The sequence below is a fragment of the Dyadobacter sp. CY347 genome (assembly GCF_021502655.1).
Classification (GTDB): Bacteria; Bacteroidota; Bacteroidia; order Cytophagales; family Spirosomataceae; genus Dyadobacter.
The window spans coordinates 737,958-750,143 of record NZ_JAKFFT010000002.1 but is presented as its reverse complement, the minus strand read 5'-3'; the positions used below and the strand labels follow the sequence as shown (position 1 = coordinate 750,143).

Sequence of the window (12,186 nt, the reverse complement as noted above, 5' to 3'; positions counted from 1 at the left end):
CAGCCTAAAATACATGAGTTACTCACTTCTTAGTAGTTCAGAGCTTTTGGAAATCCAAACGCTCGGTGAACTTAAAAATGCAGGTTATCAATCCAGATCTATTAAGCAGGAACTGCGTGATAATCTGATCGTTAAGATTAAAAACAAAGAAAATATTTTCCCTGGCATCTGGGGTTATGAGGAAACTGTAATTCCTGATGTGGAGCGTGCGATCCTGTCGATGCACAACATTAATTTTTTGGGATTGCGCGGACAAGCTAAAACGCGGATTGCCCGGATGATGATTAATCTTCTGGACGAATACATTCCTTACGTGAAGAATTCGGAGTTGCATGATGATCCTTTGCAACCCTTATCCAGGTTTGCAAAAGATGCTGTGGAGGAATATGGCGACGACACAGAAATAGCCTGGCTGCACCGGGATGAGCGCTATACTGAGAAGTTGGCGACCCCGGATGTTTCCGTAGCCGACCTTATCGGCGACGTGGACCCTATTAAAGCAGCAACATTGAAACTGCCTTATTCGGACGAACGGGTAATCCATTTCGGCCTTATCCCCCGCTCGCATCGCGGCATTTTTGTAATCAACGAACTTCCCGATTTGCAGGCCAGGATACAAGTTGCGCTTTTCAATATTTTGCAGGAAGGCGACATTCAGATCCGTGGTTTCAAGTTGCGCTTGCCGCTTGACATTCAATTTGTTTTCACCGCCAACCCGGAGGACTATACCAACCGCGGAAGCATTGTTACCCCGCTGAAAGACCGTATTGAAAGCCAGATTGTGACGCATTATCCGAAAACAATTGAAACGGGCAAGAAGATCACGGAACAGGAAGCGATCGTTAAATCGGAGCAGATTGGCATGATCAAGGTCAATGAGCTTGCTAAAACATTGATCGAGCAGATTGCATTTGAGGCACGCGAAAGTGAATATGTGGATAGCAAAAGCGGCGTTTCCGCTCGTTTGACGATCTCTGCTTATGAAAGCCTTTTGAGCACTGCCGAAAGACGTGCGCTGATCAATGGAGAGGAAAGCACATATGTGCGTATTTCAGACCTTTATGGCGTTGTTTCTGCGATTTGCGGTAAGGTTGAGCTTGTTTATGAAGGCGAGGTTGAAGGTCCGGTGATCGTAGCACAGAACCTGATCGGAAAAGCAATCCGCACGCAGTTTTTGAATTTCTTCCCAGATCCTGAGAAGAGTAAAAAGAGCAAGATCAATCCGTATGCGAAAGTAATCGAATGGTTTGGCTCAGGCAACGAAATGGAAATGCCAGGCGACATGACCGATCGCGAGTATATGGCGCGGTTGAAAACCATTGACGGTCTGGATGATTTTGTGGATATGCTAAGTGCCTATTCCGGAGTTGAAGAAAAACTGTTCATGATGGAATTCGCATTGCACGGCATGGCAGAATTCTCGCTGATTGGAAAGATGTCGCTGGATCAGGGAATGAAGTTCCAGGACCTGGTGAGCAGCATGTTTTCCGGCCCGGGTGAAGACGATTACGACTTCGATGAAGATGATGACGATCGCAAACCATTTTGATATACAACAAGAAATGCCCGGCAAACACCGGGCATTTTCTTTATATGCGATTTGTAAAACAAGCTAATTTATAAAGTCAGCTGTATTCAAATCAAAGGGGAGCGCCTTCGTCTACCACATTAGGCTCGCTTGTGTCGATTAATGCATCCGGCTCGTTGTTCACCTTCGCACGAACTTTCGCTTCCAGCTCATCCATCAATTCCGGATTGTCTTTGATAAGCGCTTTTACGGCGTCACGGCCTTGTCCTAGACGGTTACCATCGTAGCTAAACCATGAACCTGCTTTCTTTACGATCTCCAGCTCAACTGCAAGGTCAATGATCTCTCCTACTTTGGAAATTCCTTCGCCGTACATGATATCGAATTCCACAACCTTAAATGGCGGTGCAACCTTATTTTTCACCACTTTCACACGTGTGCGGTTACCCAGGATCTGATCAGCGCTTTCTTTGATCTGACCAACACGACGGATATCCAAACGCACAGAAGCATAGTATTTCAATGCGTTACCACCCGTTGTAGTCTCAGGGTTACCGAACATTACGCCGATTTTCTCACGCAGCTGGTTAATGAAAATACAGCAGCATCCAGTTTTGTTGATCACACCCGTCAGCTTACGCAATGCCTGCGACATCAAACGAGCTTGTAAACCCATTTTGCTGTCACCCATTTCACCTTCAAGCTCAGCACGTGGCACAAGGGCAGCAACAGAGTCAATAACGATGATATCCACAGCGCCGCTGCTAATCAGATGTTCTGCAATTTCCAAGGCCTGCTCACCGCTGTCTGGCTGTGAGATCAGCAAGTTACTGGTATCAATGCCTAATTTTTCAGCATAAGATCTGTCAAACGCGTGCTCTGCATCAATAAATGCTGCAAGTCCGCCTTTTTTCTGGGCCTCGGCAATGCAGTGCATGGACAATGTGGTCTTACCGGAAGATTCCGGTCCGTAAATTTCCACAACACGGCCACGCGGAACGCCTCCTACCCCAAGAGCCAGGTCGAGACCCAGCGAACCTGTTGAGATAACAGGAATATCCAAAACCTTACTGTCGCTCAGGCGCATCACTGTGCCTTTTCCGTAGGTTTTGTCCAGCTTTTCAAGCGTGGTTTGTAATGCTTTAAGTTTGTTGTCTTTATCAGTGGTTGGTTGTGCCATAAAAACGGATACAATAATTTAGTTTGTTCATAAAAAAGCGGCTTTTGATTCCCAAAAACCGCTTGATACCTGGTCTTTTTGTTGTGTAAAAATACCAAATTACAAGCAAAAATCCAACGGCTTTTTCTTTTAAAAATATAATTTCAGACGTGATAAATACAGATAATATCAAGTGGATTTTACAACTTAGGACATTCGATTATTCAGTGTCAGGAATGATTTACCCACCGGCTTTTGATCAGGATAAACGGTAAATAATTAACGGCTAATTTCCATAATTTTGCAGCGGAATTATCTGTTTTAGAGATGCATTCCGCCTTCTTACCTAATTACCGCATTTGTGTTTAAAAAGATTTTCGCTGCCGTTCTAGTGTTTTGTGTCCTTGCAGGCGTTTACTACCGTGATATGCTCAGCTATGGCTGGATGCAGGCCTCAGGCCAGGTGAAGATTCTGATGAATGTGGAGGATGTGGCCGATGTGCTAAATGACCCTGCATTCCCTGATTCCCTCAAAGCCAGGATCCGGCTGATTGAGGAGATCAAGAAATTCGGCGTGGATTCTTTGGGGCTGACGCCTTCGAAAAACTACACCACATTCTACAATCAGCACGGTAAACCATTGATCTGGCTGATCACGGCATCTGAAAAATACAAGATCGAGCCTTATAAATGGCACTTTCCTATCATTGGTAGTTTTCCTTACAAAGGTTTTTTTGATTCCACACGTGCAGTCTCCGAGGAGCGCGAACTCATGCGTCAAGGCTTGGATACAGATATTGGAGACGTTTCTGCATGGTCAACATTGGGTTATCTGAAAGATCCGATCCTATCAAGTATGCTGGAAAGAAGAGTGGGAAGTCTGGCCAACCTCATCCTCCACGAGCTTACGCATGGAACACTTTTTGTGAAAAATAACCTGGAACTGAATGAGAACCTGGCCAGCTTTATCGGGGACCAGGGCGCGATCCGCTTTTTGAAGTATAAGTATGGTCTGGACTCCCCGGAATTACGTACATACGAATATTTAAAAAAGTACAATGATGCGTATTCTGGGCATATGCTTAGGGGGATAGCCCGGCTGGACAGTCTTTATAAAACATTTGGTACAAACCCCGTAGCCAGTGCGCATTATGACTCATTAAAAACTGCGCTCATTACGGGCATCTTTGAAGACGCCGATACACTGCTTTCGGGGAAGCGGACGTTAACAAACAAAAATCAGCCCGCGCCGAGCCGCCGGGCGTCGAACCGCCGGGCGGCGAACCGCTGGCAGGATGGGAAGTTGCCCAATAATGCGTATTTCATCAGTTATCAGACTTACAAGTCAAAACAGGACATTTTTAGAATTGAGTTTGAACAAAAATTTGGAGGAAATATTAAAAAATATCTGGCCTTTTTGAAAGAAAAATATCCCTCTCTATAATTACAGTTTTTAGCATGAAGAGATCGTACATCGTTATAATTGCTTTAATCACCGTTTCGCTTTTTTTCTCATTTCGGCAATTTGAAGAGCAGGCTGCTGAGAACAGGGTTATTAATAACAAGAGCTTCGGGCCGGGCGAAAGGGTTGAATACAGGGTGCATTACGGGTTTATCAATGCAGCCGAAGCCAAAGTTGAGGTAGGAAAATCGGTTTCAATGATCAACAACCGGCCTTGCTTCCGGGTCAGTGTTTCGGGACGTACAGTAGGTGCGTTCGATCTTATTTCCCGGGTGCGCGACACCTGGCGGTCATACATTGACACGACGGCGATCTTGCCGCATATGTTTGAGCGTCAGATCCAGGAGAACAAATATCGCAAGGACGAACGCGTGATGTTCAATCACCACAGGGACCAGGCCGTTTCCAGTGTAAAGGACGAGACCAAAACATATAATGTCCCCAACAACATCCACGACATCATCAGCGGTTATTTCTATTTAAGAACGATCAATTTCGACCGTGTTTCAGAAGGGGATGTTATAGAAGTTCCTACGTTTTTTGATGGGGAGGTTTACAAGCTGCGTGTCCGTTACGTTGGAAAAGATGTGATTAAGACCAAATATGGCAAGACAAAAGTGTTAAGGATCAACCCTTTGATTCCAGACAACAAGTTCTTCAAGGGCGAGGGCGCCATGAAGCTGTGGGTTTCTGATGATTCCAACAAAATACCGTTGAAAGTAGAAGTTGAACTGAAAATTGGTTCACTGGAAATGGACTTAAAATCATATAAGGGCCTTAAAAAAGACCTTGTCTGGTTCTGAAAAAGCGTTTTCGCCAGTTTTGAAATTGCTTTAATGGAAACCAAAGCTCGTTTCGGCTTATGGCATAGAATGAAACCGGAGTGCTTCCAAAACTGAGATAAAAGTTTGTGATAGAATCAACCTCCGGGCTTTCGAAGTCGAAGATCAGCGTTTTACCATTGTGGGCATGGAAATATTGATCCAGCATGAATGTCCTGGCATTGCCCTTTCTCCCTCTTTGATCTGCAGCGTTGAACAAATAAATTGCTCTTCCGGCGAATGTCACAATGAGTATCCCGGCATGGATTTGTCCGTTGTAAAAAGCGTAGTAAACTTCCGCCTGCTGATTCGCCTGCAATGCTTTAAAAAGTGCTTTCAAGCGATTGAATGCGCCAGGATCAACGCCCCCCGGAATACGCGCTGTTTGATTTTCATTGAATAATTTGATCAACGGGTCAATGTCCGCGCTTTTCTTCATTTCCCAGTTAAAGGCTTTACTACGCCTCAAATTTTGCCTTCGATCCTTGGAATAACCTGCATTTAACTGCTCATAATCGGCTTTTAAATAAAGCCAGTGCGTATGTTTTTGGGTAAATTTTAGATTGGCAAATGATGCTTCCAATGCGGATAGCCTAATTGAGTTTTCCGGATTGAAATGATAAGCTGATATGTAAACAAATTCTTCCGAAATACAGCGAATGAAAGATTCAAGCTGTAATCCAGAAAGCGGCTTTAATGAAAACAAGCCTAGATATTGACAAAAAATAGGTTGATAAACGATCGTAAAACCCCATTTTCTGCGGATAGGAATGGGCATTACAATTTCCGGGCGCTCAAATGTGGGCCAAATGAGCGCTTTCCAACTTTCACAAACAATATCAAGATAAAATGTCTGGGCGTAAACAACACATTGTAAGGATTTGCGAATGTGTTCATTCCAGGTCGCGTCACAGATCTGTGTGCGTTCGAGTAGTAATGGCGTCATGGGGTAATTCAGGTTTTAAGTACGCTTTTAACCTGTTTAGACGCCAATCATCATTTAAAGTAACTGCGCAGCTTTTGTAATGTCTCTTCCACGTCGGGCGTCTCGCCCATCAGCAGGTTAATACTCTGTATGGAATGTATGACCGTGCTGTGATCACGGCCTCCGAAGTGATAGCCGATGGACTTCAAAGGAAGATCAGTATATTCTTTTGCCAAAAACATGGCCAGCTGACGCGGGTAAACGACTTCTTTCTTACGGCTCTTGCTTTTTAAATCTGCAATGGTAACCTGGAAAAAGTCAGCGATCACTTCCTGGATCGTATCAATGGTCACCTCTTTGTCCTCATTCATTACAATGTTCCGTAATGTATTTTTGGCCAGCTCCACGTCTATTTCCCGGCGGGTCAGCGAAGCCTGGGCCATGAGCGATACGATGACACCTTCCAGCTCACGCACATTGGAATTCACACTATGCGCAATGTATTCGATCACGTCATAATCAATCGAAATGCCTTCTGACTGGATTTTCTTTTGGATAATGGCAATACGCGTCTCGAAATCAGGCGTTTGAAGATCCGCCGTCAATCCCCATTTAAAACGGGACAATAACCTGTCCTGCAAGCCTTGCAGCTCACGCGGCGGCCGGTCGCTGGTCATAATAATCTGCTTACCAAGCTGGTGCAGATGATTAAAAATATGGAAGAATGTATCCTGCGTTTTTTCTTTTCCTGACAAAAACTGAACGTCATCAATCGCCAGCACATCCACCTTCATGTAGAAATCGGTGAAATCCTGTAATGTGTTGTTTTTGATGGAATTGATAAACTGGTTGGTAAACTTTTCGGAAGAAACATATAAGACCAGCTTATTATCAAAGTGGTTCATAATGTAGTTCCCGATGGCCTGCACAAGGTGCGTTTTGCCCAGCCCTACCCCGCCGTACATCATCAGCGGGTTGAACGACGTGAGTCCCGGGCGCTGCGCCACGGCAAACCCAGCCGACCGCGCCAGACGGTTACAATCGCCTTCAATAAAATTATCAAATGAGTAATTCGGATTGAGATAAGTATCCAGGTTCATCGAATCGTGGTCCTTATCCCTGTGATTGGACCCGAGCCTCGGGTCTGTTACAAAATTATCCGGCTTTGAAGAGTTGGGAGATTTAGGTGTGGAAACATTCATCGTAAGCGGCTGATGCTTGTCATTGCCTTTATCCACGATAATGGAATATTCCAGCAGACCATCTCTTCCTATGGCGTAATCCAATGCCTTCCTTAAAAGATTGACATAATTATCTTCCAGCCATTCATAGAAAAACTGGCTTGGAACCTGAATCGTAAGCACTTTACCGTAAAGTTTCAAAGGCCGTATCGGTTCAAACCACGTCTTAAAACTTTGATCCGGAATGTGCTGCTGAATCACTCTCAGGCAGGCATCCCAGATCTGGTCTACTTCTCTATGTGTGCTAACTCTTTCCAATGTATAAGTTGAGGAATTCAGAATGTCTAAATTTAAAAGGACGGCAAAGATATAAAAATACCTGATCTCTCCAGATTAAAACCAACGTTCAATTTAATACCAGGGCGACCTATCGGCAAACCCACAAAATAAAATCAGGCGCGTATATATCTGCATGATGTGGAAGCGATACTATACGTCCGCAACTGAAAAGTAACTTCAAATTTGTAGCTTTGTTAACAAGCAAAATCGCTCACTTTCACCTGATCCGACAAGAAATGGCTGCCTTATCATTTTCAAATTTCAGCCCTTCCGGTAAAGATGCCTGGGAAAAACAGGCTGAAAAAGAATTGAAAGGGCGGCTTAAAACATTGTCTGACTGGATCATAGGAGCCGATTTGCATTTAGATCCTTACGTTACGCGATCGGATATTGCCCCCGAAAAAATGGCGGCTATGCAGGCTTGTCAGAAAAAAATACCAGGCTGGCAAAACTTACCGGTGGTGAATTTTACAGAACCACGGCAAACCAATGCAGCCATGAAACACGCGCTGGAAAATGGCGCTGATGGGATTATGCTGGATCTTGGAAATGCCAGTGTCGCGCATTGCGAATTCCCGAAATTACTTCACGGAATCCGGTTAAGCGATACGGCTGTTTATTTTAAGACGAATGAAAACGCTGCAGACGTTTTCAAGGAAATATCCAAAAACGCAGGTTATTATCTGAAAGGCGGCATCGCATCTGACCCGGTCGCCCATGAAATGCACACGGGAAAGTCATCTGGTAACAGCATTGACGCTATTGTTTCCGTTTTGAACCAAAGCAGGAATATGCGTGAATTTCGGGCATATATGGTTGAGGGTCACCTATTTCACAACAATGGCGTGACGCCAGTGCAGGAGCTGGCATTGCTGCTTTCGGCAACCGTTAATTATCTGGATCTGATTACAGACAAAGGGATTTCACCATTAACAGCATTCAACCGCGGCCTTTTTGCCATTTCCATAGGCACCAACTTCCTTTCGGAGATCGCCAAATTAAGAGCATTCCGGTTTTTATTACGAAAAATTGCAAATGCCTATCAACTGCCTGCTGAGCTTTGCACGCCATTTATACAAGCGCAAACCTCAACATTCCATGATGCCGAATCTGCATCCTACACCAATATGATCCGCTCTGCCTCCGAAGCCATGAGCGCTGTGATGGGCGGATGCAATGCATTGACTGTGAGGCCATACGATGAACAAACGAATGATCGGGGTGACTTTTCAGCACGGATCGCGCGCAATGTATCCTCCGTTCTTGCGCACGAAAGTGCACTGGCCTATGTTGCAGATCCCGCGGCGGGCTCATACATGCTCGAAAAAATGTCGCTGGATATGGCCGCCAAGGCTTGGGAACTGTTTTTGGAAATGGAAGAATCAGGAGGCTTTCAGGCATCCGTGTTAACCACATTAAAGTCATGAAACCCGATTTCAAGAACATTCAGGCAACTATTACCAGCGAATCTGCACAGCCAGAGGAACGGGCAAGTAAAGGTGTGATTACCTCGGAGGGGATTAAATTGAAAAGCATTTATGACCAAAATGATCTTGAAGATGCCGAACATTTAGCGTTCGAAGCAGGAATTCCTCCATTCGTGCGGGGGCCTTATGCAAGCATGTATCTGGAACGACCGTGGACAATCCGCCAATATGCCGGTTTTTCGACGGCTTCCGATTCAAATGCTTTTTATAAAAGAAACCTCGCGGCCGGCCAAAAGGGCCTTTCGGTTGCATTTGACCTGGCTACGCACAGAGGATATGATTCGGATCACCCGCGTGTTACCGGTGATGTGGGCAAAGCGGGAGTTGCGATTGATACGGTGGAAGATATGAAAATGCTTTTTGATCAAATCCCGCTGGATCAAATGTCGGTTTCGATGACGATGAATGGCGCTGTTATTCCGGTGATGGCCTTTTTTATCCTGGCGGCTGAGGAACAGGGCATTGAGCCAGAGCTATTATCCGGGACCATTCAGAATGACATTTTGAAGGAGTTCATGGTGCGCAACACATACATTTATCCGCCAGCCGCTTCCATGCGCATTGTGGGCGATATTTTTGCCTATACATCCCGTTTTATGCCCAAGTTTAATTCCATCAGCATCAGCGGCTACCATATGCATGAGGCAGGCGCACCGGCGCACATTGAGCTGGCCTATACGCTTGCGGACGGCCTGGAATACATTCGGACCGGACTGGATGCGGGCATTGCTATTGATGATTTTGCGCCGAGACTGTCATTTTTCTGGGGCATAGGGATGAATCATTTTATGGAAATTGCCAAAATGCGGGCGGGAAGGCTGCTTTGGTCAAAAATTGTAGATCAATTTAGTCCGAAAAACGAAAAATCGCTGGCATTACGAACGCATTGCCAAACGAGCGGTTACAGCCTCACCGAACAGGATCCATATAACAATGTTACCCGCACAACCATTGAAGCTATGGCCGCCGTGATGGGACACACGCAATCGCTGCATACCAACTCGCTGGACGAAGCCATGGCGCTTCCCACCGATTTTTCGGCGCGCATTGCGCGAAATACCCAGCTTTTCATTCAGCATGAAACGGATCTCTGCAAGGCCGTTGACCCGTGGGGCGGCTCCTATTATGTGGAATATCTGACCAAAGAGCTCGCAAAAAAAGCATGGCAGCTGATTGAAGAAGTGGAAAATCTCGGCGGCATGACGAAAGCCATCGAAACCGGGCTTCCGAAAATGCGGATCGAAGAAGCCGCCGCGAAAAAGCAGGCACGCATTGATTCGGGTAGGGATATTATTATTGGGGTAAATAAATTTAAAACGGACAGCAAAGACACATTCGACATTTTGCAAATTGATAATCAGGCCGTTCGCTTGTCACAGATTGCGTCTTTGGAAAAATTAAAAAAGGAACGCGATTCCGGTGAAGTTGCGGCAGCACTGAATAACATTACCGAAGCTTGCAGGCAAAAAGGTGGAAAGGATATGTCTGTCAATTTGTTGGCGCTGGCCATTGAGGCAGGGCGTAAAAGGGCTACATTAGGAGAAATTTCGGATGCGATGGAAAAAGAATTCGGACGTTATAAATCCACGATTCGTTCTGTATCAGGTGTTTACCAAGCCGAAGCATCGGATGACGAAAATTTTCGTGCTGCGCTTGAACTCTCGGACCGGTTTGCAGAAATGGATGGCCGGCGTGCACGGATACTGGTTGCAAAAATGGGCCAGGATGGTCACGATCGCGGAGCAAAAGTAATTGCAACAAGCTTCGCAGACCTAGGATTTGACGTGGACATTGGTCCGCTCTTCCAAACGCCCCGGGAAGTCGCAAAACAGGCAGCCGAAAATGATGTGCACGTGATAGGCGCATCGAGCCTGGCGGCAGGCCACAAAACCCTCATTCCCGAACTCATCGCGGAATTAAAGAACATTGGCCGGGAAGACATTATGGTAATTGCCGGTGGCGTAATCCCGGCGCAGGATTATCAATTTTTATATGATGCGGGCGTAAAAGGCATTTTCGGGCCAGGGACGATCATTTCAATTGCCGCACAGAAGATCTTAAACGAACTGATGCAGTCATAAATAAATCTAATTCACGCTTCCAAAGACCAGCGAAGTGCAGTTCCCGCCGAAACCAAACGAGTTCGAAAGCGCGTATGCTACTTTTTTATCATGAATTAATTCAGCAACAGGTTTTGCCTCGTGTGAGCTCATAGGGGTTTCCACATGTAAGCTTGGGAAAATCTCGTCGTGCACAATGCTTAATATGCTGAAAATAGCCTCCACTGCACCTGCTGCGCCTAATGTGTGCCCCGTGTAAGATTTCGTGGAATTAAAAGGCGGGATTTGATCAAACAATTGTGTCATTCCGGTTAGCTCAACCTCATCATTATTGGGCGTTCCCGTTCCGTGCGTATTAATGTAGTCAATGCGGTCGAATCCAATTCCTGCTGATTCGATGGCTTCCCGCATGGAAAGAACGGCTCCTACTGCTTCGTCGGACATAGCCGATGGGTGATGCGCGTCATTTGCATTGCCATAGCCGGCAACTTCTGCATAAACCTTTTTTTCACCGACAACTTCCTCAGCTTCAAGCACAAGATAAGCTGCCGCTTCTCCCAGGTTCAATCCGTCCCTGTTTTCATCAAATGGCTTGCACGCTGAATCAGACAAGATTTTGAGTGAATTGAAACCATTGACTGTGTATTTGGCAAGACTATCCACGCCGCCCACGATAACCCTTTTTGCCCGTCCGGACCGGATTAACCGCGCGCCCATCAAGATAGCATTCGCAGACGAGGAACACGCTGTATTAATGGTGTCGGAAAATCCTCTGATGTTGTATTTTTCGAGTAATGTAATGGTGTGCGCAGCGCAATTATAGGATTCCAGATATTCCGAACCGCTGGTTTTCAGATTGGCATCTTCGTAAAGCTGATCGGTCAGGCACATTCCGCCAACGGTCGTTGCGGAAATCAATGCTGTATCAAAGGATGAAAGCTGCTCCGAAGACAGGTTTGCATCTGTAATCGCCTCATCAAAAGCCTTGGTAGCGAGCAAATCGGTCCGCGTATAACCCACGCTATCCTGCAAACCGAGCAGTTCTTTCAGTCGCTCATTACTGCATGCGATTTCACCGAACGGCAGTAATGCTGCATAACGTGAGTCAAAATGCGCAGCGGTAGTAATACCCGTTTTTCCCTGGCGTAAACTGGCGTGATTTTCCGAAAGGTTTTCACCAATGGCTGATATAATGCCCATTCCGGTTACCAACACCCTTTTCAT

The 12,186-nt window shown here is 45.8% G+C and carries 9 protein-coding genes; 5 read left to right on the top strand and 4 right to left on the bottom strand.

Annotation, left to right across the window (positions count from 1 at the left end; translation table 11 throughout):
* Positions 1 to 13: 13 nt before the first annotated feature.
* Positions 14 to 1,549, top strand: a complete 1,536-nt coding sequence (locus L0659_RS03950) for a sigma 54-interacting transcriptional regulator (RefSeq protein ID WP_235124339.1) — start codon at positions 14 to 16, stop codon at positions 1,547 to 1,549.
* A 91-nt stretch (positions 1,550 to 1,640) separates the two neighbouring features.
* Here the strand turns inward: L0659_RS03950 and recA are convergent, their stop codons facing one another.
* Positions 1,641 to 2,708 carry a recombinase RecA gene (gene recA / locus L0659_RS03945; protein ID WP_235124338.1) on the bottom strand — a complete coding sequence of 356 codons (1,068 nt, stop codon included), beginning with the start codon at positions 2,706 to 2,708 and terminating at the stop codon, positions 1,641 to 1,643.
* 340 nt (positions 2,709 to 3,048) lie between these two features.
* Here recA and L0659_RS03940 point away from each other — a divergent pair, with 340 nt between their 5' ends.
* Complete coding sequence (locus L0659_RS03940) at positions 3,049 to 4,131, top strand: aminopeptidase (protein ID WP_235124337.1); 1,083 nt, start codon at positions 3,049 to 3,051, stop codon at positions 4,129 to 4,131.
* Positions 4,132 to 4,145: 14 nt separating this feature from the next.
* Entirely contained in the window at positions 4,146 to 4,952 is an 807-nt protein-coding gene (locus L0659_RS03935) for a DUF3108 domain-containing protein (RefSeq protein ID WP_235124335.1), read from the top strand.
* Here the strand turns inward: L0659_RS03935 and L0659_RS03930 are convergent.
* A complete protein-coding gene (locus tag L0659_RS03930) occupies positions 4,927 to 5,916 on the bottom strand; it encodes a GNAT family N-acetyltransferase (protein ID WP_235124334.1) in 990 nt (329 codons plus the stop codon). The genes L0659_RS03935 and L0659_RS03930 overlap by 26 nt on opposite strands.
* 50 nt (positions 5,917 to 5,966) lie before the next feature.
* Positions 5,967 to 7,394: a chromosomal replication initiator protein DnaA gene (gene dnaA, locus L0659_RS03925; protein ID WP_233796895.1), complete on the bottom strand. Its 1,428-nt coding sequence runs from the start codon at positions 7,392 to 7,394 to the stop codon at positions 5,967 to 5,969.
* A 257-nt stretch (positions 7,395 to 7,651) separates the two neighbouring features.
* Between dnaA and L0659_RS03920 the strand changes: the two genes are divergently transcribed.
* Together L0659_RS03920 and scpA are read left to right on the top strand one after the other, a co-directional pair.
* Positions 7,652 to 8,842, top strand: a complete 1,191-nt coding sequence (locus tag L0659_RS03920) for a methylmalonyl-CoA mutase family protein (RefSeq protein ID WP_235124332.1) — start codon at positions 7,652 to 7,654, stop codon at positions 8,840 to 8,842.
* Complete coding sequence (gene scpA / locus L0659_RS03915) at positions 8,839 to 10,983, top strand: methylmalonyl-CoA mutase (protein WP_235124331.1); 2,145 nt, start codon at positions 8,839 to 8,841, stop codon at positions 10,981 to 10,983. Before L0659_RS03920 ends, scpA begins: the two co-directional genes overlap by 4 nt.
* Before the next feature lie 6 nt (positions 10,984 to 10,989).
* Here the strand turns inward: scpA and L0659_RS03910 are convergent, their stop codons facing one another.
* Complete coding sequence (locus tag L0659_RS03910; protein WP_235124330.1) at positions 10,990 to 12,186, bottom strand: beta-ketoacyl-[acyl-carrier-protein] synthase family protein; 1,197 nt, start codon at positions 12,184 to 12,186, stop codon at positions 10,990 to 10,992.

What these genes read in the sequence shown, in the direction of transcription:
- recA (WP_235124338.1), bottom strand. Translation starts at nt 2,708, where the DNA reads ATGGCACAACCAACCACTGATAAAGACAACAAACTTAAAGCATTACAA.
- scpA (WP_235124331.1), top strand. Translation starts at nt 8,839, where the DNA reads ATGAAACCCGATTTCAAGAACATTCAGGCAACTATTACCAGCGAATCT.
- L0659_RS03930 (WP_235124334.1), bottom strand. Translation starts at nt 5,916, where the DNA reads ATGACGCCATTACTACTCGAACGCACACAGATCTGTGACGCGACCTGG.
- L0659_RS03920 (WP_235124332.1), top strand. Translation starts at nt 7,652, where the DNA reads ATGGCTGCCTTATCATTTTCAAATTTCAGCCCTTCCGGTAAAGATGCC.
- L0659_RS03935 (WP_235124335.1), top strand. Translation starts at nt 4,146, where the DNA reads ATGAAGAGATCGTACATCGTTATAATTGCTTTAATCACCGTTTCGCTT.
- L0659_RS03910 (WP_235124330.1), bottom strand. Translation starts at nt 12,186, where the DNA reads ATGAAAAGGGTGTTGGTAACCGGAATGGGCATTATATCAGCCATTGGT.
- L0659_RS03950 (WP_235124339.1), top strand. Translation starts at nt 14, where the DNA reads ATGAGTTACTCACTTCTTAGTAGTTCAGAGCTTTTGGAAATCCAAACG.